20 protein-coding genes are annotated in these 26,539 nt (G+C 40.3%); 3 read left to right on the forward strand and 17 right to left on the reverse strand.

Annotated elements, in window-relative coordinates; translation table 11 throughout:
- Positions 1–88 precede the first annotated feature (88 nt).
- A complete protein-coding gene (locus DW862_RS26285) occupies positions 89–274 on the forward strand; it encodes a hypothetical protein (RefSeq protein WP_120067383.1) in 186 nt (61 codons plus the stop codon).
- A gap of 598 nt (positions 275–872) precedes the next feature.
- Positions 873–2,798 (forward strand): NAD(+) synthase, encoded by a 1,926-nt coding sequence (locus DW862_RS05020; RefSeq protein WP_120067384.1) that lies wholly within the window; start codon positions 873–875, stop codon positions 2,796–2,798.
- A gap of 183 nt (positions 2,799–2,981) precedes the next feature.
- Here DW862_RS05020 and DW862_RS05025 read toward each other — a convergent pair whose 3' ends face one another.
- The 8 genes from DW862_RS05025 to DW862_RS05060 form a co-directional block, all read right to left on the reverse strand.
- The gene (locus DW862_RS05025; protein ID WP_120067385.1) at positions 2,982–3,545 is read right to left on the reverse strand and encodes a dual specificity protein phosphatase family protein; all 564 of its coding nucleotides are present in this window, start codon (positions 3,543–3,545) and stop codon (positions 2,982–2,984) included.
- A gap of 26 nt (positions 3,546–3,571) precedes the next feature.
- Complete coding sequence (hisB, locus tag DW862_RS05030) at positions 3,572–4,696, reverse strand: bifunctional histidinol-phosphatase/imidazoleglycerol-phosphate dehydratase HisB (protein ID WP_120067386.1); 1,125 nt, start codon at positions 4,694–4,696, stop codon at positions 3,572–3,574.
- Positions 4,697–4,699: 3 nt separating this feature from the next.
- The gene (gene hisC / locus DW862_RS05035; protein WP_165861885.1) at positions 4,700–5,797 is read right to left on the reverse strand and encodes a histidinol-phosphate transaminase; all 1,098 of its coding nucleotides are present in this window, start codon (positions 5,795–5,797) and stop codon (positions 4,700–4,702) included.
- Positions 5,757–7,046 carry a histidinol dehydrogenase gene (hisD, locus tag DW862_RS05040; protein ID WP_087321426.1) on the reverse strand — a complete coding sequence of 430 codons (1,290 nt, stop codon included), beginning with the start codon at positions 7,044–7,046 and terminating at the stop codon, positions 5,757–5,759. Before hisD ends, hisC begins: the two co-directional genes overlap by 41 nt.
- Positions 7,047–7,144: 98 nt before the next feature.
- On the reverse strand, positions 7,145–7,996 hold the full coding sequence (gene hisG / locus DW862_RS05045; RefSeq protein ID WP_008021757.1) for an ATP phosphoribosyltransferase: 852 nt from the start codon (positions 7,994–7,996) through the stop codon (positions 7,145–7,147).
- A 246-nt stretch (positions 7,997–8,242) separates the two neighbouring features.
- A complete protein-coding gene (locus DW862_RS05050; RefSeq protein WP_087321424.1) occupies positions 8,243–8,734 on the reverse strand; it encodes a PaaI family thioesterase in 492 nt (163 codons plus the stop codon).
- Between the two features lie 73 nt (positions 8,735–8,807).
- The gene (locus DW862_RS05055) at positions 8,808–10,712 is read right to left on the reverse strand and encodes a fimbrillin family protein (RefSeq protein WP_087321422.1); all 1,905 of its coding nucleotides are present in this window, start codon (positions 10,710–10,712) and stop codon (positions 8,808–8,810) included.
- A gap of 324 nt (positions 10,713–11,036) precedes the next feature.
- Positions 11,037–11,690, reverse strand: a complete 654-nt coding sequence (locus DW862_RS05060; protein WP_120067387.1) for a DUF2490 domain-containing protein — start codon at positions 11,688–11,690, stop codon at positions 11,037–11,039.
- A 154-nt stretch (positions 11,691–11,844) separates the two neighbouring features.
- Between DW862_RS05060 and DW862_RS05065 the strand changes: the two genes are divergently transcribed.
- Positions 11,845–13,410: an ATP-binding protein gene (locus DW862_RS05065; RefSeq protein ID WP_120067388.1), complete on the forward strand. Its 1,566-nt coding sequence runs from the start codon at positions 11,845–11,847 to the stop codon at positions 13,408–13,410.
- A 132-nt stretch (positions 13,411–13,542) separates the two neighbouring features.
- On the opposite strand, the gene DW862_RS05070 is transcribed toward DW862_RS05065, so the two are convergent.
- The 9 genes from DW862_RS05070 to DW862_RS05110 all read right to left on the reverse strand — a co-directional run bounded on the left by DW862_RS05070 (position 13,543) and on the right by DW862_RS05110 (position 26,515).
- The gene (locus DW862_RS05070) at positions 13,543–14,898 is read right to left on the reverse strand and encodes an MFS transporter (RefSeq protein ID WP_120067389.1); all 1,356 of its coding nucleotides are present in this window, start codon (positions 14,896–14,898) and stop codon (positions 13,543–13,545) included.
- A 12-nt stretch (positions 14,899–14,910) separates the two neighbouring features.
- Entirely contained in the window at positions 14,911–15,810 is a 900-nt protein-coding gene (locus DW862_RS05075) for a glycerophosphodiester phosphodiesterase family protein (RefSeq protein WP_120067447.1), read from the reverse strand.
- Positions 15,811–15,830: 20 nt separating this feature from the next.
- On the reverse strand, positions 15,831–16,889 hold the full coding sequence (locus DW862_RS05080) for an MBL fold metallo-hydrolase (RefSeq protein WP_120067390.1): 1,059 nt from the start codon (positions 16,887–16,889) through the stop codon (positions 15,831–15,833).
- Position 16,890: 1 nt separating this feature from the next.
- The gene (locus DW862_RS05085; RefSeq protein WP_117809104.1) at positions 16,891–17,772 is read right to left on the reverse strand and encodes a sugar phosphate isomerase/epimerase; all 882 of its coding nucleotides are present in this window, start codon (positions 17,770–17,772) and stop codon (positions 16,891–16,893) included.
- Positions 17,773–17,778: 6 nt separating this feature from the next.
- Positions 17,779–19,743, reverse strand: coding sequence for a PQQ-binding-like beta-propeller repeat protein (locus tag DW862_RS05090; RefSeq protein ID WP_120067391.1), 1,965 nt, complete (start codon positions 19,741–19,743; stop codon positions 17,779–17,781).
- Positions 19,744–19,770: 27 nt separating this feature from the next.
- Positions 19,771–21,162, reverse strand: coding sequence for a RagB/SusD family nutrient uptake outer membrane protein (locus DW862_RS05095; RefSeq protein ID WP_120067392.1), 1,392 nt, complete (start codon positions 21,160–21,162; stop codon positions 19,771–19,773).
- Positions 21,163–21,185: 23 nt separating this feature from the next.
- Positions 21,186–24,629 carry a TonB-dependent receptor gene (locus tag DW862_RS05100; protein WP_120067393.1) on the reverse strand — a complete coding sequence of 1,148 codons (3,444 nt, stop codon included), beginning with the start codon at positions 24,627–24,629 and terminating at the stop codon, positions 21,186–21,188.
- A gap of 207 nt (positions 24,630–24,836) precedes the next feature.
- Positions 24,837–25,826, reverse strand: coding sequence for a FecR family protein (locus tag DW862_RS05105; RefSeq protein ID WP_165861880.1), 990 nt, complete (start codon positions 25,824–25,826; stop codon positions 24,837–24,839).
- 86 nt (positions 25,827–25,912) lie between these two features.
- Positions 25,913–26,515 carry an RNA polymerase sigma-70 factor gene (locus DW862_RS05110; protein WP_009040891.1) on the reverse strand — a complete coding sequence of 201 codons (603 nt, stop codon included), beginning with the start codon at positions 26,513–26,515 and terminating at the stop codon, positions 25,913–25,915.
- Between the last annotated feature and the right edge of the window lie 24 nt (positions 26,516–26,539).

Below are 26,539 nucleotides of genomic sequence, written 5' to 3' on the forward strand. Positions count from 1 at the left end.
ATCAAGGCGGTATGTGCTGAATATCTATACCTGTAATAATGCTTACGCAGATATTTTTCAGACTGATTTTGGATAACGCCTACAACTTATGGGTATGATACTGCGTATTGCCTCAAGTCGCATAGTGGGGCAAGGGGATATTGTGGGCAGAAGTGGGTATTTCAGCCTCAATTTATCTGCTAATTCAGTGATGAGAGGACGTTTAGACGCAAGAAGGACGCTGAAGAGCTTAGTTGCGGATTTGAGGATTAATGAAATTGATTTATTTTTATAGATTTATCTACAATAAGGAATACGCAGTCTTCGCGTAGAATAATACACTCCTTTCCCAAAATCGGTTTATGCATTTTCTGCACCGACTTGGGACAGGCTATTATTATCTATAAATATAGAATAGGAATAGACTAACTTGGCAAATTCTTAATATTGCGCCAAATATCCAAATAGATTTTTCGTGTTACTGCTGTGTGAATTAAATGTATGACCATCTGCTCTCTTAAGTTATAAATTAAACACTAATATCACTTGTTCTGTTTAGGTGTTATACACTTCTAATATTGTTCTATTTTGGCTACAAATATATATATTATATTTAAATAAAAGAAACAATATGTCGCATATTTTATACCAAATTTCCACTTATATCTTTTTGATACATATTTAAGTACACAAACCCATAAATGAAAATAAATCCACAACATATTTCAATGATAGTTGAATATAAATGTTCATTTTGATAGTTACTTTAATTGCTCAAATAACAACATCACAACTCATACAAAATAGCTTATTAAGAGGATTCAATATAGAAAAGATAATTATTCAAAACTATTTCCTATTTTTGCAGTCATTATATATAAATAAGGTATAAGATGAACTACGGATTTGTAAAAGTAGCTGCAGCCGTGCCACACGTAAAAGTGGCTGACTGTAAATTCAATGTAGAGAAGATAGAAAGTCTGATTGAAGTGGCTGAAGGAAAAGGAGTGCAGATCATCATTTTCCCGGAAATGAGTATCACCGGATATACTTGTGGTGACCTATTTGGACAACAACTTTTGCTAGAAGAAGCAGAAATGGGGCTGATGCAAATTCTGAATAACACCCGTCAATTAGATATCATTTCTATTGTTGGCATGCCTGTCGTTGTCAATTCGACAGTAATCAATGCAGCCGTAGTGATTCAGAAAGGGAAAGTGTTGGGAGTTGCAGCCAAGACCTATCTGCCGAATTATAAAGAATTCTACGAACAACGTTGGTTCACATCAGCGCTTCAGTTGACTACAAACAACGTACGCCTGTGTGGACAAATCGTTCCCATAGGTGCAAATCTGCTTTTTGAGACTTCAGATACGACTTTTGGCATTGAGATATGCGAGGACCTTTGGTCTACTATACCTCCAAGTTCCTCACTGGCACTGCAAGGAGCAGAGATTCTGTTCAATATGTCTGCTGATAATGAAGGCATTGGAAAGAACAATTATCTTTGTTCTCTCATCAGCCAACAATCCGCACGTTGTATTGCCGGATATGTATTCTCGTCTTGTGGCTTTGGAGAATCTACTACCGATGTGGTTTTTGCCGGTAATGGGCTGATTTATGAAAACGGTTCACTGCTTGCACGCAGCGAACGTTTCAGTATGAAAGAGCAACTGATTATCAGTGAAATTGATGTGGAACGCATCCGGGCAGAACGCAGGATAAATACTACCTTCGCCGCTAATCAGGCAAATTTAGGAGACAAGAAAGCAGTTTCTATCGCGACAGAATTTGTCAACAGCAAAGAACTGACCTTAACCCGGAAGTTCAATGCCCATCCTTTCGTACCACAAGGAATTGAGCTAAATGAACATTGCGAAGAAGTATTCTCTATCCAAGTGGCCGGACTAGCACAAAGATTAGTTCACACCGGAGCCAAAACAGCCGTAGTTGGTATTTCAGGTGGATTAGACTCAACGCTAGCACTGCTCGTCTGCGTGAAGACTTTCGATAAACTGGGATTATCCCGAAATGGTATTCTCGGAATCACGATGCCGGGTTTCGGAACGACTGACCGCACCTACCATAATGCGATCGATCTAATGAAATCATTAGGTATATCCATCCGTGAAATTAGTATTAAAGATGCCTGCATCCAACATTTTAAGGACATCGAACATGACATGAATGTACACGATGTTACATACGAGAATTCGCAAGCACGCGAACGTACACAAATACTAATGGATGTGGCCAATCAGACTTGGGGAATGGTTATCGGCACAGGGGACTTATCGGAACTTGCATTGGGATGGGCTACTTACAACGGCGATCACATGTCCATGTACGGGGTAAATGCGAGTGTTCCCAAAACACTTGTGAAATATTTAGTACAATGGGTGGCAGAAAACGGTATGGACGAAAACTCGAAAGCTACTTTGCTTGATATTGTAGACACTCCTATTAGCCCGGAATTGATTCCGGCGGATGAGAACGGAGAAATTAAACAGAAAACAGAAGATCTGGTAGGTCCTTATGAACTGCACGACTTCTTCCTATATTATTTCTTACGTTTCGGCTTCCGGCCTTCCAAGATATTCTATTTGGCAAGAACGACATTCAAAGATACGTATGATGAAGAAACCATCAAGAAATGGCTTTCCACTTTCTTCCGTCGTTTCTTCAATCAGCAGTTCAAACGTTCTTGCTTACCGGACGGCCCTAAAGTTGGAAGTATTTCTATTAGTCCACGGGGGGATTGGAGGATGCCTAGTGATGCCAATTCAGCTATGTGGCTTAAAGAAATAGAGAATTTATAGGGAAGTACAAACATCAAACTATTCTCACTGCTATGAGAAAAAATACTCATTACTATGAGAAGATTTTCTCATTATAGTGAGATTTTTTTCTCATAGCAGTGAGAATAGTTGAGAAAATATAACGCCTCATCATAGCTTCGATACAACATTTTAGCAAGACATGTATCTGCACAAAATTACATACTAAAATCCCTCTGTACACATAACTTTTCTTCTTATTTGCTCTATATCCGCTTCTTTAATCCTCCGAATGATATTTTTATAAATACGATGAAAGCCAAAACCGCCTTCAGTCATTTCATGAATCGCGTCTTCTTTTGAAACATTCTGAAATACCATTCGATAAAGTGCGCAAACAGCTCCTGTGCGATCTGATCCGTGATGGCAATGGATAACAATCGGCGCTTTACGATTCTTTATAATACGCAATGCTTCAATCAACTGTTCTTCATTGATGGAATGAGCTTTGGTCTTTACCCGATGAAGCTTTACGTTTGTTCCTGCGGCTTCATCATCATCACTATGTCTATTACGGAGATTGAGAGCTTCGCCAATACCATACTTTTCTAAAGCTTTAAAGTCTTCATGCGAAGGTTGCTCTGAACGATATACACCCGAATCGATCTTGTACAGATTGGTTAATTCACTATCAGGAAGAGTAATCTTCTCTACTTTTAGATTCTGACTAAAAATAGATATAGAGAAGATTACTCCCAAAAGTAGGCTCAACAGGATTCGTTTCTGCATAAGTCTATATTGTTATTATAAAAAGATCAAAGTACTCCCTTGCTGGATGGAAGTTCAAAATGATAGATATCTCTTTTGATTGCCATTTTCAAGGCACGGGCAAGGGCTTTAAAAATACCTTCTATCTTATGATGTTCATTTTGTCCTTCCGCCTTAATGTTCAGATTCATTTTTGCCGCATCACTTAGTGACTTAAAGAAATGAAGGAACATTTCCGTTGGCATCTCCCCTATCTTCTCACGCTTGAATTCGGCATCCCAAACCAGCCAGGGACGACCACCAAAGTCCAAACAAACCTGACAAAGACAATCATCCATCGGTAAAGCATAGCCATAACGTTCAATTCCACGCTTACTACCTAAAGCCTGGTAAATACATTCTCCTAATGCAATAGCAGTATCTTCGATTGTATGATGTTCGTCTACCTCCAGATCTCCTTTTACACGGATTGTCAAGTCTATACCGGAGTGTTTTCCAATCTGCTCGAGCATGTGGTCGAAAAAGCCAAGACCGGTAGAGATGTCACAAGCGCCGTTTCCATCCAAGTTCAAAGCCACATCAATATCTGTTTCTTTGGTTGTACGACGTACTTCCGCTTTCCGTTCTCCGGCAAAAAGGAACTCGGATATCTGATCCCAGTCAGTTGTTGCAAGGGCGCAGACTTCTTCCAGTCCTTTTTCTTTCAGGGTTTCAGGTGAATTTTGCAGATAGATTGCCCGACAACCCAAATTCTTGGCAAGTTCCACATCCGTAGGACGGTCGCCTATCACAAAACTTCCGGCAAGATCGTATTCCGGATTATTTAGATACTTCGTCAGCATTCCGGTACGTGGTTTACGGGTGGGCGCATTATCTTCCGGGAAACTACGGTCTATCAGAATCTCATCAAAAGTAATCCCCTCTCCTTCCAATGTTTTAAGCATCAGATTATGGGCAGGCCAAAACGTTTCTTCCGGGAAGGAAGATGTACCCAATCCATCCTGATTGGTGACCATCACAAATTCAAAATCGAGTTTACTGCGGATAAAACCTAAATTACGGAATACTTTCGGATAGAATTCCAGCTTCTCCAATGAGTCGAGTTGGTAATCCACGGGAGGTTCGATCACCAACGTACCATCTCTATCTATAAATAATACTTTCTTCTTCATAAATTATCCCGGGTATTTTTTAAGGATAGCCAATAGGGTATTATTCTCTACACGGGTACCGACAGTCACACGCAAACAGTTGCAGCAAAGCGAAATGTTATGGCGATTACGCACAATAATTCCTTCACCTACCAAATAATTGTAGATTTTCACGGCATCCGTCACTTTTGCCAAAAAGAAATTCGCATCAGACGGGAACAGTTTAATGGTACATGGAAGCTTTTCAAATTCCGCTTCCAAATAGTCACGTTCTTCCTTCAGAGTTTTCACCCAACGTTCTATCTCATAATGTTTATGCAACATGGCGATGGCTTGCTGTTGAGTCAACTGGTTGACATTATAGGGATATTTGATTTTACTAAGAATATCAATAATCTCTTTGGAAGCAAAAGCCATTCCCAAACGGATAGCAGCACATCCCCAAGCTTTGGAGAATGTCTGAAATACGACGAGATTGGGATATTTATCCAACTCTTCGAGGAAAGACGGAGCTTTAGAAAAATCATTGTAAGCCTCATCCAACATTACCAATCCTTCAAACTGACAAAGAATCTTTTCTATTTCGGAACGAAGCAGATCATTTCCTGTCGGATTATTAGGCGAGCAAAGGAAAATAAGTTTGGTATGCTCGTCGGTAGCTGCCAGCAATTTGTCAGCAGAGAACTGGAAGTCATCATCCAACAATACTTTCCGATATTCCACATCGTTTACATCGGCACAGACCTGATACATTCCATAGGTAGGATCGATAGCTACTACATTATCTTTACCCGGTTCGCAGAAAGCACGAAAGACCAAGTCGATGGCTTCATCACTGCCGTTTCCGAGAAAAATATGTTCGGGAGATACTTTCTTAATTTTCGACAACAATGTTTTCAGTTCACACTGCATAGGGTCCGGATAACGGTTGTGAGGCGTATTGTACGGATTTTCGTTTGCATCCAGGAAAACAGAAGCGGTGACTCCTTTATATTCATCACGTGCCGAAGAATAAGGCTTTAATTTCCAGATATTCGGCCGGGTTAATTCTTGTAATGTTTTCACTTCTTTAAATTTTAAATTATGAATTTTGAATTGCTTTGAGACGAACTGTGACCGCATTTTTATGCGCATCCAAATGTTCGTTAGCCGCCATCTCCTCAATAGCAGGACCAATAGCCTTTATTCCTTCCGGGAGAATTTCCTGAAACGTAATCTTGCGGATAAAACTATCCAGACTGACGCCGCTATATGCTTTGGCATAACCGTTGGTAGGCAAGGTATGATTTGTTCCGGAAGCATAGTCACCGGCACTTTCGGGAGTTAACGATCCAAGAAAAACAGAACCGGCATTTGTTACACGCTCTGCTACTTCCATGTAGTTTTCCGTTTCTATAATTAAGTGTTCCGGCGCGTATGCGTTAGTCAGTTCCAATGCTTCATCCAAATCCTTTACTAAAATCAGTTTACTATTCTCTAATGATTTTGCAGCAATTTCACGACGGGGCAATTCGGCTAATTGACGTTCTACTTCCGCCATTACTTCTGTTTGAAGTTTCTCGGAAGTGGTAATCAATATAGCCTGGCTATCTATTCCATGTTCTGCCTGTGACAAAAGGTCTGCTGCTACAAAAACCGGGTTGGCAGATGCATCAGCCAGAACTTCGACTTCAGAAGGGCCGGCAGGCATATCAATAGCTACATCACGCAGGCTTACCAACTGTTTGGCAGCTGTCACATATTGATTACCTGGACCAAATATCTTATATACTTTAGGTACACTCTCCGTTCCATAGGCCATAGCGGCAATAGCCTGCACACCACCAGCCTTGAATATTTTACTGACACCTGCCAGTTGCGCAGCAAAAAGAATAGCCGGATGAATATTTCCATTCTTATCGGGAGGCGTGCAAAGTACGATTTCCTTGCATCCTGCAATTTTAGCCGGAACAGCCAACATCAATACAGTTGAGAAAAGTGGTGCTGTTCCACCCGGAATATACAATCCCACTTTTTCGATTCCTACCGATTTTTGCCAGCAAGTCACACCGTTCATTGTTTCTACCTTCTTTCCGATAAAACGTTGGGAAGCATGAAAGGTTTCAATATTTTGTTTTGCCAGGGAGATGGCTGCTTTCAGTTCATCGCTTACCAATGTTCCGGCAACCTGTATCTCTTCAGGAGTCACAGCAAGCGCAGACAAGGTGACTTTATCAAAAGTAGCTTCATATTTCAAGACGGCTTTGTCACCTTCTGCTCTTACCTTATTTATAATAGAGCGAACAGTGTCGAACAAATTTTCCGTATTCAGTGCCGGACGTTTCAAAAGTTCCGTCCACTGTTCTTTTGAGGGATATTTAATCAATTTCATAGTTTATATCTTATTAGGCACGGATTTCACGGGTTACACGGTATCTGGGATTAGCGACTACATTATCTGTGTAATCCGTGAAATCTGTGCCTATATATTTATACAATCATCTTTTCAATAGGCAGTACTAAAATACCTTCCGCTCCCAGTCCTTTCAGTTTTCCTATGATTTCCCAAAAACGTTTTTCATCAAGTACTGTATGAACAGAGCACCAGCCTTCCTGTGCTAACGGCATCACCGTAGGGCTCTTCATACCCGGCAATACAGCAATGATTTCTTCCAGTTTATCTTTCGGAGCATTCATCAATACATATTTTTTATCTTCGGCTGTTTTTACTGCATTCATGCGGAACAGCAGTTCTTCGAGCACTTCTTTTTTCTCGTCGCTCATATTCTTGTTGCCAATCAGCAATGCTTCCGACTTCATTACGACTTCCACTTCTTTCAAACGGTTACTTACCAACGTAGAACCGGAGCTTACAATATCGAAAATAGCATCAGCCAATCCAATTCCCGGAGACACTTCTACGGAACCGGTAATCACGTGAATTTCAGCATTTACACCATTTTTCTTCAGGAAGTTACGAAGAATAACCGGATAGGAAGTAGCGATCTTCTTACCGTCAAACCATGACAAACCGGGATATTCAATATCTTTCGGCATAGCCAATGAAAGGCGACACTTACTGAATCCCAAACGTTTGATAATTTCCGCATCTTCTTCTTTCTCCATAAATTCGTTTTCGCCAACAATTCCCAAGTCTGCCACACCGGTAGCCACTGTCTGCGGGATATCATCATCACGAAGGAATAGAACTTCAATAGGGAAATTGGAAGACTGCACCAATAAGGTACGTTTTGTAGTGCTCAACTTAATATCCGACTCTCCTAAAAGTGCCATTGTCTCTTCGAAGAGACGTCCTTTGGCTTGTACTGCGATTCTTAACATGACTTTATTTAATTTTTAATTATAATATGCGTTGAGAAATAAAAAAAGGCTTACCGTATTCGGCAAGCCTTAGTTATCGTTTATATAGTTATACACAATATCATCCACGCCCACCGATTATTCGTTAGGAAAATGATGATGATGATGTGTAGTTGTATATTTCATATTTCTTTTATTAACTGCGACAAAAGTAAAGCATTTGTTTGAAACCACCAAACATTTATCACAAAAACTTGAGTTTTTATTTCAAATTAAAGGCAATATCTCTTCCGGCTCTACATCACATTTCGTAAAATGCATTTCGTCTTTCGACTTTTCTTTCGAGAAAGTAAAGTAAGTACAAACTGATTCCGTGCACACTTCTCCATCCTTATTATATAATTTTGCTTCAACAATGACAATGTTCCGCTTCACTTCTTTAATAGAGGCACGCAATACTATATGAGAATCTTTGGTATCAACAGATTTTCGGTAACGGGTTTCCATCTTCGAAGTCACTCCAGTCGTTTGTAGTTTACGAAGCACCACCCACGCACAGATTTCATCCATCAAAACTGCTTGAATACCGCCATGCAAAGTGTCAATCCAGCCTTGATACTCGGGACGTGGCTTCCAAATGCTCACTACTTCGTCACCATCCTCATAAAATTCCATTTTTACTCCAGCTTCATTATTAGGAGCACAACCGAAACAATTGTACCCTTCCAAACCCTTCCAGGGATTTATTATCTTCTTCATAGTTCTCTCTTTTAGTTAGTTTTACTTCCCAAATATAAGCAATTTATGAAAAGGAGATGCAATTTTCACTGATTTACTTTCTAATACAACGAATAGCGAAAGCTTTCGTATCAATACCCGCATTAGATTCTTCTATGATATTCGTATCACTTTTCATGTAGAAAACCTTAGTATCGATGGTGGCATTTGTATTGTCCAATGTCCAATATGCCAAATGTTTGTTCTCATAATCTGCTTGAAAAGCCCCTACATACATTCCTACAGGAATACCATTAAAACCGGATAAATTAGTTGCAGGTTGCACTTGTTCTTCCGTCTTCAGGGACAACCAGATCCCTGACTTCAACAAAGAAGCTTCCCCCTTCAAGTAGTCTTTTAAAATATTCCAGTCTTCCCAATTCGGTATACTCCAGTGAGTTGGCAAGATCCTACCGGAAAGCGCAACATTAGCGGTATAAAAATAATGCTCTGTAGTAGATTGCAAATATCCGGCTATATTTGCTGTTACCTGATTCAATTTAGGGAGCGCATCACCGTTTACATATAAAGATGCCTCCAAATTACTCCTCATCCAGTATTGAGTTCCGATCTTCACTAGCGGATAATTATGGATGACTCCTCCACGTACGTCACGAACCACATCTTCCAATGCTAGAACAGGTAACACATCATCTGCCAGTGTTACTGATAAGGAGATTGCTCCGTCTGCCAGCACATAAACATTATTACGAGCCAATAAGGTGCCATCCACATAGGTTAATGAATGATCTTCCATATTCCATGATACACTTCCACCATTTACTTTTCCTGATTTTCCTAATAACTGTGCTACAATCCCTTGAGATAAATTAACGCTACCGTCTTCTTTCATCGGATAGGCAACAATCGCTTGAGAAGAAAAATCCGGAGTAACAAGATACTCTTTACATATTTCGGCTACTTGTTTTCCCGAATGTATCACTTTGTACACATTCGATTTTTCAAAAGTCAGCTTCGATACATCTATGTATTTATGCAAAATACCCGATTCGGTATGATCCACTTCTGTCCCATCCCAATCCCCGATTTCTCCGTTCACTTTACTCATTAATATATCTTCGGCCGATACAAACGTTATTTCCAACTCTCTCTGTTTTCCACTTTCCAATTGTAAAGTGGATGGTAATAAACTGGTATATAGTTTGCCGGCAGCTTCCAATGTTATGTATTGATACCCAACAGTCGCCTCTTGGGGAATCAAAATAAGCTCTTTTCCTACTAGTCGACCGTCTTTTATTTCCCATTCTCCTGCAGGAGTAATATCTTTCTCTTCAGAATAGGCAGAGAATGTTTTCTTCTGAAAATCATAAATGGTCTTAGTATAAAAGCCACTCACCGAAAGTGTAGGTTTCACAGATAGTATTTCTTCTATATTCTCTCCCTCTCCGGGGACAAGGACTATTTTCATGCGAAAGAACTGGTGGTTGTAAGTCAAAGCAACTGCATCTTTACTGGCTAATACTTCCTTTTTGGAAGCAACTAGAAAATCAGAATGAGAATAATCATCCAGTTTATCTTGAGTTGTTGCAACGGTCACTTGCATGGAACTTTCCCCCATTGCTACTCCACTATTCTGATATGGATAATAACTGATTAAATTCAATGTAACTCCATCATCCGGATAGTAAACCGATTCATCAGATACAAACTCACCAGTAGATGAACGCACAAAATGAAGATTATCTGCATAACGTTCTTCTTGCATTGTAGTAGTTCCTGCAAGTGCAAATAACCCCACTTCATCTTTTTCTCCAAAACTATTGTTTACTACACGAGTATTCATGATCTCATGAATATCAGCTACAAACTTCAACGGAATATCTCCATTATTAATGATTTCCCCTTCTTCCTCCGAAATATGGTTTACACAAGCAGTAAACATAGTACAACAAAGGATAAAAAAACCTACTCCCACAAATAGGTTATGGCATGTTTTCATTTTGTTTTTCTATTAGTTCAAAAAAAGAAATTCTTGATTGAGCAGAAAGAATGCCATAAGAGGAAGTATTCACTTTCGGTTATGAAAAACCATACAACACGTCTGTTGCAACTGTAAAATCTTAAATTCCCACATTACAGTTTGAAATGTGGAAGCGAAAGTACAGATTATAGTTAAGAAAAGAAATATTTTCCTTTAAAAAGATTAATCTTTTATATAAAAAGCACGTAATCAGCCATTTACATAACACATGCAAAAACAAGACATTCTGAACTCCACATTATTATATTAGCATTGGTTATTATTTACTATCCGTCATTTATTTCAAAAAGAATACCCCACTTCTATTCCGGCAATGTGTCTGCCTTGCGAAGATGCATATTGATAACAATAAAATGCATCCAATGACCAACGTTTGGCTAAAGCAATCTCCACTCCGGGACGATAGCGCATACGGTCTGCTCTCCAAAAAGAGGTATCATCCAGACTTTGATAAATTTCAACAGAAAAATAAGGAGAAACGATTCCTTTTGTAGAAGCATAGGATAACTTCAAACGAGAACGTAGACGAGTTTCAGAATCACCACGGTCAAAAGTCTGCTGAAACCTCTCCCGCAAAGACACTTTCAACCATTGATAACGAAAGTTGGCAGTGGCAGATATATGATAGCGATGTCTCAACTTCCAGTCTGAATCACCCAAATTCCGAAGATGGGTCTCATATCCCACTCCCAGATTCAAAAAAGAACAAGGGCGATAACTTCCACCAACTGTCAGTCCCCAACGATCTAATCGACTTACATCATCCTTCATACGTAATTCCAAATCGCCTGAAACCGAGAAACGGGAATCTATCTTATGATTTACTTTAAATTTAGTCCATGTATTGAAATCATCACTTTGTGCCCATGCGGGAAACGACATTCCAAGCAACAACACAAACAGCCAAATCTTAGTATTTAATATTATTCTACTCATTGATTATCGGATTAAAGTTACAAAGATAATAAATTATCTCCGGCAAAAGAAAGGCGTAAAACTGAATTTATTCTGAAAAGATAATGTTTGTATTCTACTTAAATTCTCATTTGCATATTGTATCTTTGCGTATGAAACTCTAAAACCATCGGATATGGATAACTTAATGCGTAAACTTCCTATTGGAATACAGACATTTGAAGGAATACGGAAGGAGAATTATCTTTATGTGGATAAAACCGCGCTTGTATGGCGTATGGCCAATTTGGGAAAGCCATATTTTCTAAGCAGACCACGCCGCTTTGGTAAAAGTCTATTAATTTCGACATTCGATGCTTATTTCCAAGGGAAAAAAGAGCTATTTAATGGATTGGCCATTGAACAACTAGAGACGAAATGGGAACAGTATCCAGTTTTACACCTTGATCTGAATGCAAAAAAATATGAGACGGCAGCGGATTTAATCGCAATGCTAAACCAATATTTAGAGAAATGGGAAGCTATTTATGGTGATGAGAAAAAAGATCGTAGCCCCGAAGAACGCTTCAGCTATGTGATCGAGCAAGCTTTTCTGAAAACAGGAAAAAACGTCGTTGTATTAGTAGACGAATATGACAAACCTCTTTTGCAAGCCATTACCCGTCCGAGATTGTTCGAAGAGTATCGTCAGATATTGAAAGCCTTTTATGGAGTATTGAAAAGTGCTGACGCATATCTCCGTTTTGTTTTCCTGACCGGAGTTACGAAGTTCTCTCAAGTCAGCGTATTCAGCGATCTGAATCAGTTGAATGACATTAGCCTAGACTATTCTTATGCCACACTTTGCGGTATTACCCGAGAAGAACTGGAGAGTACTTTCAAACCCGAAATTGAAATTTTCGGTCGCAAAAATCATCAGACTCCAGAAGAAGTAGTCGCAGCAATGAAACGCAACTATGACGGTTATCATTTTCACTCGGATGGCTCAGGGGTATTCAATCCGTTCAGCGTATTGAATGCTTTCAGTAAATTGGAGTTGGGCAGCTATTGGTTCCAAACCGGTACGCCAACATTCTTGGTTGAACTACTACAAAAAAGTGAATATGATCTCCGTACTTTATTAAATGGTATAGAAGCGCCTGCTTCTTCTTTTGTAGAATACAGAATGGATGCTCATAATCCTATACCGCTGATTTATCAAAGTGGATATTTGACTATTAAGGATTACGACAGAGAGTTTCAGAACTATCTGCTTGATTTTCCGAATGATGAAGTGCGCTACGGATTCATAAACTTTCTTGTTCCGTTTTACACTCCAATGAAGAACAACGATCAAGGATTTTATATCGGAAAATTCGTTCAGGAATTACGCACAGGTGATTATGAATCTTTCCTCACCCGTTTGGAGGCTTTCTTTGCTGATATTCCGTATGAACTGAATGACCAGACCGAACGGCACTATCAGGTTATCTTCTATCTTGTATTCAAACTAATGGGACAATTCACAGAAGCAGAAGTACGCAGTGCCCGCGGACGTGCCGATGCTGTGGTCAAAACGCCCAAATATATCTATGTATTTGAGTTCAAACTAAATGGAACCGCAGAAGAAGCAATAAAACAGATTGATAATAAAGGTTACCTAATTCCTTATCAGAAAGATCATCGGGAAGTAGTGAGGATCGGTGTGGAATTCAGTGCGGAAACCCGCAATATCAATCGTTGGCTGGCAGAGACGAAGTAAATATGATAAAAACATTTCGGGAAGAATCGTAACAACGAACTTCCCGAAATTAAATCCAATACCTTTGAAAACAAATACTTGTTATATTCTTTTACAAACAAGTTTTTTCAATCTAACCTAATATACTTGGAACTAATCTGTCTCTTTTGATTTTGCATTCCAGACCAATAACGCAAAAAGTACTGACAGCAGAGCCGCCCCTATCCAAAACCAATTGATATAGGTGAAGTCATAAACATCAACTCCGTTCTGAACCGTTTTTTGGTCTTCTATCAGTATACCGCTCATCACATCCTGCAATCCGGCACCAATATAACTGGCAATGCCGACAACTCCCAATGCTGCTCCCGATGCATTGCGAGGAGCAATATCGACAGCCATCAAACCACCCAAAAAGCAGATTAGTACTCCGATTCCTAAACCAAAAAGAACCATAGCCAATACATCTATCCAAAAATGTACGCCCGGAACCAACAGGAAAAGGCAAAGTGCAAATATATTCATCAATCCGAAGATTAAGGCCGGAACATTGCGACGACCACCAAACAATTTATCCGAAATCACTCCGGAAAACATCGTACCGATGATACCACAAACCGGACAGATAGAAATGATAAAACTGGCATCCAGGGTAGAATACCCTTTTTGAGCTTCCAAGTAAAAGACACCCCAGCTGTTTATCGCATAACGACTGATATACATAAAAGCACTCGAAAGGGCAAGAATCCAAATGGCAGGCATCATCAACACCTGGCGCTGTGCTTTATTGAAATCCGCCGTTTCTGTTGCACTCATCTCTTTTTTCTGTTTGGGAATATTCACTGGAGGGAAACCCTGACTCTCGGGAGTGTCATGAAAGAACTTCCACACGATTAAAGCTCCAAGCAAACCGACAATACCGGCTCCGAAGAAGCCGTATCGCCAACCCAAGACACTGACAATAGACGCAATAATCAAAAAGGTTAACGCTTCACCGATGTTATGGCTGGCAGACCAAAATCCGTAATAGGAACCCCGTTCTTTGTCCGTGAACCAACGGGAAAGACCAACCACGCAAGAGGCGGCACCCATAGACTGAAACCAGCCGCTAATTCCCCAAAGGACAGCAAACAGAATAAAAGAATTGGTAAAGCCGAGACATAAGTTCACTAATGCCGTAACCAATAAACCAGTAGTCATGAAGCGATTGATATTGCTACGGTCGGCAAGGAAACCATTCGTGAACTTTCCGAGGGCGTAAGTGAAGAATAATACGGAGCCGATTATTCCCAGTTCCGTTTCAGAGAAGATTCCTTCCTCTACGATGGGCTTCTTTACGACATTCAGGCTAAGGCGGCAAACGTAATACATACCGTAGCCAAAAGTTGCCGAAAGGAAGGTAGACCATTTCAAATACTTCAGACGACGTTCATCGGAAGAGGACAAAGCCTCCCCGTTACAAGGTCCCGGTGGAGAGACCTTGTAAAAGTTTATAAGCTGTTTTAACATGAAGAAATACGGTTAGTCGTGAAGTTTCTTTTTGCGCAGATACTCCAATAACAGCGCAGGACGATCGGTTTGAATTAATTTCGCTCCCTGATTAATGATCCATCCCCAGCTTTCTTCCGGTTGATAGAGTTCCACCGCACGGTCATCATCATGACCGCCACATAGTTCGGGCCATAGAGAATTGATAAACAAGTTAGAACCTGTATCACGCACTTTCTTTATCAGGTTAAGAACCTCCGGGCTATCATTGTCGAATACTAATTCATAAGCAGCAGGCTTCATGTGAGTCTGATAACTGTCAATAATAGCTTCGGCTCCTTCTTTGTGCAACTGTACAATAGGCATAAAAATTACTTTATCCAACACAGCACCGTTTTCAGCTTTCACTTGTTCATAAGGAAGCCCGGCTTTGATAACACACTGGTCGACTGTCCCTGTCTTCTCGAGTACGGCATAAGCCTCCTGAAAATAATCATAGCCCTTATCAATATTTACCATTATCTTACCTTTGCAGAGCAACATGACTTCCTCCAATGTAGGAATTTGATGTCTTGTTTTACAAGCTACCCCATTTTTAAGGCGCATCGCTTTCAATTCTGCCAGTGTATAATCTTCCACCAGTCCTTTTCCGTTCATGGTGCGATTGATTGTTTTATCATGCATCACTACCAAATGTCCGTCTTTGGTTCTTTTCAAATCGATCTCTACCATATCGACTCCCATATCAATGCAATTCTGTATACCTTGCAATGAGTTTTCCGGAGCATTACGCCAGTCAGCCCGATGTGATACAACCAGTATTTTATCAGGATGATTTCCTAACAGGTTTTCTCTGATTTCAGTTATTCTATTTTGGGCAACAGCCAGTTGTACCAAACATAGAAGAAGTATGAAGTTACATATCCGTTTCATAAATGCAAACATTAAGAATTTTAATTCAGTTTATTGTTTTTCCAGACCATTTTTTCTCCCCACATTGGTACATAGGTCTGTTCACAGTTAATCTTCGAAGCCCGTTCGAGTGCCAGTTCCAATGACCATCTTGATTCGTCAACACCGGCATGAGCAAGTTCCAGAATATGCGATAACAAGACATAATCCGGTTCTACCTGCCCTGCACCTGAACCCAGAATATTATTTTCAGTCAGTGCATTGGGAGCGTAACGTGGTATCAATACATTCACATGAGAAGCCAGATTCGTATATTGTTCCGGTTTATAGTTGGAGTCTCCTACATGCATAAAGACGAAGTTACCGGTATCTTCACCACAATCAATCGAAAATACAGTCACAAAATTAGATAACCCGGAATTGTTGTGATCGGTGATACAGGTTTTAATTTTGAATTTTCCTATTTCATAATCTTTATCTCCTTTTGCGGTATAAGGATATGTCGTATCTTTCAGGTAGTTAGACAATACCGGTTTGCCTAAATCAAACATAGCCTGAATAAGATCATTGTTATAATGATCGGAATGCTTATGAGTGACGCAGAGAAAATCAATATAAGGTGCCAGTTCTTTTGCCCAACGATGAGATATGTCAATAGCAAAACACCCTGACGGAGTCTTAACCACATACCCCATATTATAGAGTGCCCAAATCTCTGCCGTACCATTTTCCACTTTTGAGTTTTTAATTCCATCCATCACGCGGTCAAATGCACTCCGATAAAAATAGATAATAGGATCGCACTTTTCCATACTTGTACTTGCTTGGTCGAAGCCATTCAGATAGCTGACAAAATAATCATTTTTACATTTATCCGCATACCCCTGAATTTTGGTCAAAGTAGCAGTACGTCCGGCATTGACAATCAAAGGAGAAGAACTCCACAACTGTTGTGCTGTGGCATCCACTTCCTCTGCCAATTGAGTAAGGATTCCTTCATGACCTGTTTCGGTACTGTTGTTGTCATCAGCATCGCAAGCAACAAAACCTATTGCCAAAAGGCAAAACAGTAAATATTGAATTTTTCTTATTATATCCATCTTATTTCAGTGTTTTATAATCATTAATTATTTTATTGAAAGTTTCAACGACCCGTTCCGGGGTTGGACGTGTATCATGGCTTTCGTGATCTTTAGTCGCTTCATACATGAAAACTCCTTCATAACCGACTCCTTCGAGTGCGTGCATTAACTTTCCCCACTTAATATCGCCTTGCGTAGGAAGCCAGTGGCACTCGTTGACAAAATCAAAATCCGAAGCATGTATGGTACCAATACGTTCACCAATGGTTTCTACAAAATGTTCCGTCGTTCCTTTTGTATAATGATTGGTATCAAAACAAACCTTCACACCGGGAATGTCTTTGATGATCTCCCCAAGTTCTTCAGGAGTATTTCCCAAACAAGTCCGCGGCAGATTCTCTATACATAACTGTGCTCCTATCTGATCCGCATATTTCTTCAGATAAGCAATAGACCTGGAAGCATTGGCTATTCTTTGTGCCCGAATACTGTCGTCAATCGGTTCAGAACTTGGATGCAGAACTAAACATTTCGGTTGAAATTGAGCACACTGTTCAATCATCTCCGCCATAAAATCTACATTTTCTTTCCTTTTCTTTTCATCGAGAACCGATATATCCAGCGTGCGGGAAAAAGGAAGATGTATAGACCAGACTTTGATACCGGCACTATCAATTTTTGCTTTCATATCCCGAACACGAGGAATGACCTCATTTGCCGGAACGCCTCTATAACACTGGTTAAATGCAACTTCCACATACTCTAGCCCCACAGACCGAGCTTGAGAAAAATCTGTGGAAGCAGGTACTTTCCACAAAGCTGTAGTAGTACCTACTTTATATTTCTGTGCATATACTCCCATTGTCATCGTCATAAATACAATAAAAACCGAGATTCTCATCATCACTTACTTTTGACGGTTTGTACCTTGAATATCACCACCACGAATACTCCAGGAGTCTGTCTCCAAAGTCTTATTAATATCAAATGCTTTGACAGCACCGATATTACCAGATCCGATCGTTCCGCAATAAAGCCGTTTGTCCGGACCAATAGTAACAGCTGCCATGACTTGTTGTCCTACAGTTTCTTCAAAAACAATGTTTCCATTAGTAATATCAAGTCCCAATACTTTGTTTCCTGATTGAGTACCTATATAAAGAATACCATCCGTGCTCAAGGTACCTCCACTGTAATTCAAATTGTTGCCTACCTTTTTCTCCCAGATTTTAGCCCCGTTGGCATTTACTGCATGAACTGTCTGCGCTCCTTTCTCTGTAAAGTAGATATTACCATTTTTATCTACAATCGGGAAATAGGCATCACCTTTCGTAGTCGGATACGTCCATATCTTTGTCCCGTTTGTCATATCGACAGCAACAAGTCCGCCTCCTTTCAACGTCGCATAAAGCATCTGATCTTTCAAAGCAAACGTAGCCTGTTCTGTCACATTTACTTCTTCCAATTTCCATATCTGATCCTTATTCGGTTTAAAAGCATAAATAGCAGCACTTGTACCCGCATAAACATTTCCGGCTTTATCAATAGCTACCGCACTACCTGTTGCTCCGTCAAGGGATTGTTGCCATTTTATAATGCCACTGGATGCATCGAGGGCATACAACGTACTCTTATTGGTGAGACAGTAAAGGACACCATCGGCAGACAATGCAGGAAAAGCACCTATCGCAGCATCCAATTTAACCGCCCACTTTTGAGTTCCGTTCGGATTTATAGCATATACATTATTAATAGTAGCATTTCTTACACACTGATATATAGTACCATCAGGAGCCACCAACGCACCTCCACCATACGTTATCTCACTGATAGCAAACACCCATTTGAATTCACCGCTCACTACATCAATAGCAAATAAATGCCCTGCAGGAGTAGATGTTGGAGTGTACATTGTTTTTCCATCCGGAGAGAACACCGGATTGGAAGTCTTTACATATCCGGTAAGTCCGCCAAAGTTCAAATCGACAGAATTCCATTTATAATTGCCGACTGTAACAGCCAGACTACCCGACTCGGTTGTGTTATTTACATAAGTCACCGTAACAGCTACTGTATAAGTTCCGGTAGTAGCAAATGCATGTACAGGGTTGTTTTCTCCTGATGTCGTACCATCACCAAAATCCCAGCTTACCGATTTCACTTCACCTGCCATAAAATACATATCGTTATAAGCAAAGGCGCAAGGTTCCCACACGACCAGTTCCGTATTGGCAAGAATAGGATAGATCAATCCCGGAGTAGCTGAAGTTTCCACTGGAATAGAATTGCCTGTAGGATAAACACAAACTACGTTGAACGTATATTCCTGATCGTTAGTCAACCCGTCAACAATGTATTCTTCCAATGAAGTATCATCCAGATTGATAATCTGATTGCCCGGATTAACAGTAACCTGATAACGGGTAAAACGTTCACTGGCAGGTTTTGTCCATCTCAAACGCACTCTTTCATTGCCGGCTGCTGCCGTCAGATCAGAAATCGGGTATCTCGCATTCTTCGGCGTACAGGCAGCGGTCGTTTTACTAGCCAATCCTCCTGTATAACGAGGCTGTACAGAAAAAGTGTAAGCAACGTCATTCACCAGATTATTGATTGTGGCAGTCATCGTTTTTGCATCCACAGTCATCTCACCTCCTTCCGCGTCTGACGATCCAGAAGTCCAAAGAATCAAATATTCATTAGGCCGGGCATTTTCGTATGCCTCCCAAGCAAGAGTCACATTCATATCTCCGGCTGTTGCCGTAAGTGACTTCAGTTCATATAAATCGAAATTCGCTTTTGGCAGCTCTTCTTCACAAGCAGTAAAAACTACTGTGAGAATAAACAACAAGCTATATATTATTTTTTTCATTGTCTGAATTCTTTTAGTTTAACCCTATTAATATCCCGTATTCTGCCACAACAATTCTGTGTTGTTTATTCTTTCCAATTCCGTTTTGGGAATAGGATACAGGAATTGGTAATCCTGAATAATATGTCCTTCTGCTTTCATGGCTTCCTTAGCACCTCCCATACGTACCAAATCGAACCAACGCTGTCCCTCATAAGGAAATTCCTGTTGACGTTCCAGCATGATCGCACTACGGAAACTATCCTGGTCGGGTAACTCTGTAATCAAAATCGGAGACAATCCGGCACGGGTATGTACAGCATTCAAAGCAACCAAGGCTTCTGAATTCTGCAAATTACTGTAACTAATTTCATTCAAAGCTTCTGCGTACATCAACAATACATCGGCATAACGGAGAATAATCTGGTCATTACCAACAGTGTTATAAGTCGCGCTCTTGACATCTTTAAATTTATTCATGACACAGACCTTATCTTCCACCTTTACATAAGTAATCAAATCTTTCCGCTTATCCCCGTCTTTATAACATTCTTTCAGCGCCTTTGTCTGATTGGTATCGTCGGTCAGGTTAATAATAGAGAACCAGTATCCATGCCCTTCTCCTTCCACATCCTTATTAAAGCGAACAGCAAAAATGATCTCATCATTCATTTTATTATTTACATCAAAAACCCGGTCCGGAGTAGTCATCAGAGAATACTTACCTATCAATTGAGATAACACATTTCGAGCTTCCGTCCATTTATGGAAAGTGAGGTAAATCTTGCCGAGCAGTGCCATTGCAGCACTGGAAGTCACTCGTCCCATATCGGCACTTGCATAAGAAGACGGCAACATACTTTCATTAATAACCTGATTCAAATCACCGACAAGGAAATCATAAACCTGCTGGTCTGAACTACGTCCGATTTTCAGAGCTTCGGCCACTGTTACCACCTTATTAGTCATAGGTATTCCTCCCCACAGACGATACATATTAAAATAGGTAAGTGCACGAATGAAAAGGGCTTCTCCTTTATATTGTTTTTTCAGAGTAGCGTCAAAGTTGGCTTCATCAATCCTATCTAATATAAGATTACAACGATAGACTCCATTATTAAAATTCGCCCAAGCATTTTCCAGGATTCCATTAGAAGCTTTATCTGCAAACTGGTCGATATCATAACGGTCCTGCGTTCCGGCAGTAGGTGCGCTCAATGTCAAATTATCACTCCGATATTCGCAACACTCCGTAAAATAGGAAACCTGTGTCTGCAATTTAGAGTAACATCCCATCACAGCTACATTAAAATCGTCTGCTGTCTTATATACTTTATCGGTAGGCACACTGCTACTTGGTTCCAAATCGAAGAAACTATCTGTACAAGCAACTGATAGAAAAGCAGTTGACAAGAATAGTATTAGTTTATATTTTTTCATACAACGTGTATTTTAAAGGATGATTAAAGAGTTATATTCAATCCGAATAAGAATGTTTTAGCCAATGGATAAGTACCATAGTCCTCACCCGGTGAAAGAGAATTAGACGGCCGGGCATTCACTTCCGGATTGTATCCGCTATAATTAGTTGAAGTCCAGAGATTTTGTCCGGAAACGTATACTCTCAACTTTTCTACAAAAAAGCGCTGGGTCAGATTCTTCGGCAGAGTATATCCCAGTGTCACATTCTGCAACCGCAGATAAGAACCATCTTCCAAATGCCAGGTTGACGTACGTCCATTATAACCTTTTGATTTACGATTGGCACGATTCACCTGACCGTTTCCCGGATCTTCCGGACTCTTCCAACGATTCAAGGCGATGGTAGTACCATTGGTATTGCCTTCCAGATTATCAATGTAACGGCGATTCAAGTTCAGAATCTCATTACCATACACTCCCTGGAAATTGAAATCAAGATCAAATCCCTTAAACCACACTTTTCCTCCGAATCCATAGGTGAAATCAGGCATATAGTTACCTACTATCGCACGGTCTTTATCCAAGTCCATCACGCCGTCTCCATCTACATCCACAAACCGGAAATCTCCGGGCTTGGTATTGCTGAAATGAGGATATTTCTTCAATTCTTCTTCATTGGAGAAAATACCATCCTGCACCAACAGATAATAACAGCCGATAGGTTCACCAACTTTCGTTATGTAATACGCATGATCTACGCTACCGGTAGATATGATAGGAGCATTACCCGGACCGAGCGCCTTTACTTCGTTTGTATTTGTAGCATAATTGGCATTGAATGAATAACCGAAATCTTTCGTTATATTCTTCTGCGAGGTCAATGCTATTTCCCATCCCCTGTTGTTCACTTTACCGATATTCATCAATGCAGTGCTATATCCGGTCAGATGAGGAACAGGTACGTTCAACAACATATTAGAAGTGTTGGTATTGTAATAATCCACAGTCAGCCCCAACAATCCTTTGAACATTTGTAAATCAATACCTACATTCACCATCGCATTCTTTTCCCAACTCAAATCCTCGTTTTTTATGGTACTAGGTTTATATCCATTCACCAACTGTCCATTGCCTGTACCGAGTATATAATTATCGGAAGCCATCAGAGACAGGTGGTCATAATTACCAATCTGAAAATTACCGGTAACTCCATAACTGGCTCTAAGTTTCAAGTCATCAACAAATGACAGGAATTTTGCTTTCGTGAAAAAGTCTTCTCCACTTATTCTCCATGCAAAAGAAGCAGAAGGGAAATATCCCCAACGGTTGTTTTTTCCGAAACGGGAAGAACCGTCTGCACGAATGGCTGCTGAAGCCATATACTTACCTTTATAGCTATATTGTACACGTGCCAGATAAGAAGCAATTGTCCACTGTGTTTTATCAGATGCACCTTTCGTCACCGTACCTCCGGAAATTGTTTGTATATAGTCATTCGGGAAATCGGTAGCCGTTACATTATCACCTTTATATGTTTCTTTTTGAGCCGATTGCACTAAAACGACATTGATAGAATGAGCATCCTTGATGGTCGTATTATAATTGATTTTATTCTCAACCAACCAGTTGAAATAAAAACCGGATGAACTGTATGCAGTAGGATTCGACTTCACATCATAATATTTCTGTCCCAATAACGGAAGTTCCGATGAACGGTATTGATCGTTATGCGAACCGTAATAATCACCACCAAAAGAAATGTTATAGGTAAGCCCTTTATATAACTCCAATTCCGCAAAGACTTTTCCCACAATAGCCATACGATCTACAACATCCGATTGGAGGTTTGCCATGGCTACCGGGTTTAATACGGCATTGTGCTGATAGTCATTTCCAATTCTCCAATATCCGTTTCCCTGATAGTTATAACTTCCATCCGCATTATACACCGGCCATACCGGAGGCATCATCAAGGCTGATTGCACAATACCGTTAGACCCGGAAGCATCTACCCGGTTGGAAGTAGAATAAGAAGGAGAAAAATTCAGACCGAATTTCAGTCTTTTATATTTCCCGTCCAAATTCATACGCATACTATATTTCTTAAAATCGGAATTAATGATAATACCTTCTTTATCATAATAGTTGGCTGAAATAAAATAACCGACTGTTTTTCCTCTGCCGGAAATAGATACATTGTGGCTGGTAGTAGCAGCAGTACGGAATATAGCGTCTTGCCAGTCCGTATCGGTCAGTCCTTTGTCACCATTCAGATAAGGAAAGAGTTCGGTGGGGATACGTTCCCATGAGTTGGGACGCATTCCATTCGGATCGTCCGGTGATCCACCGGGATTGGCATCCAGATAGGCGTTGTCATGCCCATCTTTTGCAAATTCGGCAAACTGATATGCATTCATCATTGAAAGTTTCTTCGAAACACTCTGGATACCATAATATCCATCATACTGCACTTTCATTTTCTCCGACTGCCCCTGTTTGGTCGTGATAATAATTACACCATTCGATCCACGACTACCATAAATAGCTGCCGAAGAAGCATCTTTCAAAACTTCTACAGATTCAACATCATTATTATTCAGATTGGCAAATCCACGTTCCACCGGTACACCGTCGATAATATAGAGAGGATCACTACCTGCATTCACTGTGCTGATACCACGAACACGGATACTTACGCTTCCTTCCGGATCACCACTAGGTTGCGTCACCTGTACTCCCGGCATTTTTCCCGCCAACGCCTGACGAAAATCGGAAGCGGAAACTTCTGCTATTTGTTCAGCTTTCACGGAAGAAATAGAAGTAGAAACATCTCTTTTTCTCTGAACGCCATAGCCTACCACGACTACTTCATCGATCATCTTACTATCTTCCACCAACGTGATTTTTGCCGTATTCTTATCTTTTGCAGAGATATTCACCGTTTTATAGCCGATATAAGAAATAGTCAGTGTGGCAGATTCCGGTACATTCATGATTGAATAACGTCCGTCGATATCGGTAATGGTACCACTGCCTTCTCCTTTAATCTGAACACTGGCACCAATCACCGGTTCTCCTTTATCATCTGCAACAATTCCCTGGATAGTGCGTGTACGTTGAGCTGTTTCTTCCTTTTTAAGCGGCTGTTTGCTGACAGCAATTGTATGATCGGTCCTATTGAAATAAAGTTTGGCCTGGGTGGTTATCTCGCCCAGAATCTGTTTTAATGAAGCATTTTTAATGTCGAAAGAAACTCTCGGAGCTTTGTTCACTGTCTCCTGGTCATAGAGAAATTTAAAATTAGTCTGTTTGCTGATTTTATTGAAAACACTTTCTACCGGCTCATTTTGCACGCGAAGCGTTATATCGTGCTCTTTCAGTGTTTGAGCAGCAGCCGGAACAATTAAAATGAAGGTGAATAGTAAAAAAGCTAAAAACGAACAGCTATTTTTACTTATCCCTTTACAAATAAGAAGATTATTCATAAATTTGTGCGTTTTAGTAATTGACTAAAGTTATTAAAAACAAGCAATACGCGATACGTTATTCATTTGGGTCGAAGCTTATGAATATCCGTCCGGATTGCGGATAGGGGCATTCCTTTGGAGTGCTTCTATCATTTTAGGGGGTTCATGAAGGGGCTGTTTTCATCTATTATTCTTTTAAAGGTTAAACATTATCTTTTCTTCATCTCATTCTTTATAAAGAAGGACATTAATGCCTTCTTTCTTATATTTGATATCACCACTGATAAATTCGATGGATTTAAGTACGGCCTCCAGACTCTTATTATCGTGCTCACCGGTAATCAAGTTGTTGAAATCCTGACCGGGAGCAAAAGTAATCCGGCAATTATATACACGCTCCAGTTCTTTTGCCACATCCCGAATCGGTGTACTGTAGAAACGTAAACCTCCTTTCATCCAGACAGCCACTCCCCTATCTTCTGTTTTCTTACTATATTCACCGGAAACCGTATTGATAAGCACTTGCTCTTTTGCAGTCAGCCTCATCATCGCTTCCGGTAAATCAACCTGTACTTTACCACTCTCCACACTCACAGATACAATCTCATCCGTTGAATAGGACTTGACATCAAAACGAGTACCCAATACCCGAACATCCAGCCGCTTCGTCTTTACAACAAATGGCATCTTTTCATTACGGGCAACACGGAAATATCCCTCACCTTCAAGTTCTATTTCACGGCTATCTCCCACAAAACGTTCCGGATAACGCACTTGAGAACAAGAATTCAATACCAAAAGAGTTCCATCCGGCAAAGTCACTTGCCTTTTTTCACCAAAAGAAGTGGTGACTTCGGCAAGCGTGACCTGCTGCTCATTCATATACCGGAAAAAGTTGACACTCCCTATTATAATGGCTATGACAGCCGCCGTACTAACCGCCACCACAGACGCCCGACGGAACCAGGTACGTTTTTTGTGTTCAATACGTTTCAATAACTGACGTGCCTCTCTCTTATATTTTTCCCGTTCCAAATCAGTAGCAGGTTGCAAGTTCCCGGATTCTTCCCAAACCTCTGCTGCCAGTTCATCCAATAAATCTTGGTTTTCTGCCTCTTTTATGCTTTGCAAAAGTTGCGAAGCCTCTTCCCGGGTATAAAGGTCATCCAGGTAACGATGCAATTTATCTTTTTCTGTTTTAGTATCTTTCATCATACATTCAAAATAAGGATATTAATTTCCTTCCCTTTGTATAAGTAATACACAAAAGTAAGAAAGAGCTAGGGTGTGATTAACATTTATTATAAATTCAAACAAAATAGAATCAAAAGTATATCAGCTGATGTACTTGAATATTTAGTCAGATAAGAACGAATCACTTTCAGAGAAACAGAAATATGTTCCTGCACCGTATGAACAGAGACACCCAACGCTTCGGCTATTTCTTTATGAGACATCTGTAACTCACGGCTCATTTTGAACACTTCCCGTTGGCGGGGTGTCAATTGTTCCAATGCACGGGCAACAATCTCTTTCAAATCATTGAGCAAAATATGGTTATTGGTCTCGTTTGTTGAATCGATCGCTTGAGAAAGAATCTGTTCTTTCAACTGATCTTCATTAGCCATGTCACGCAACTGATTCAAAATACGATTACGTACGATGGTATAAAGGTAGGAAGAAAAAGAGGCTTCGGGATTGATGAAACGACGAGTTTGCCAGACTACCGTAAATGCATCCTGAAAAATATCTTCAGCAAATTCACGCGACTTGACGAACTTCAGGGCGAAGTAGAGCAAACGATTCTTGTAAGCGGCATAAAGTTCGCAAAAGGCCTCTTCATCTCCGTCTATCAGACGGAGAACCAATTCCCGTTCATTTACAAGAGTGTCTGTTGCGTACATATTTTCTTTATTTTTGGGCACAAA

The organism is Bacteroides sp. AM37-9, from assembly GCF_003603455.1.
Lineage (GTDB): Bacteria > Bacteroidota > Bacteroidia > Bacteroidales > Bacteroidaceae > Bacteroides > Bacteroides xylanisolvens.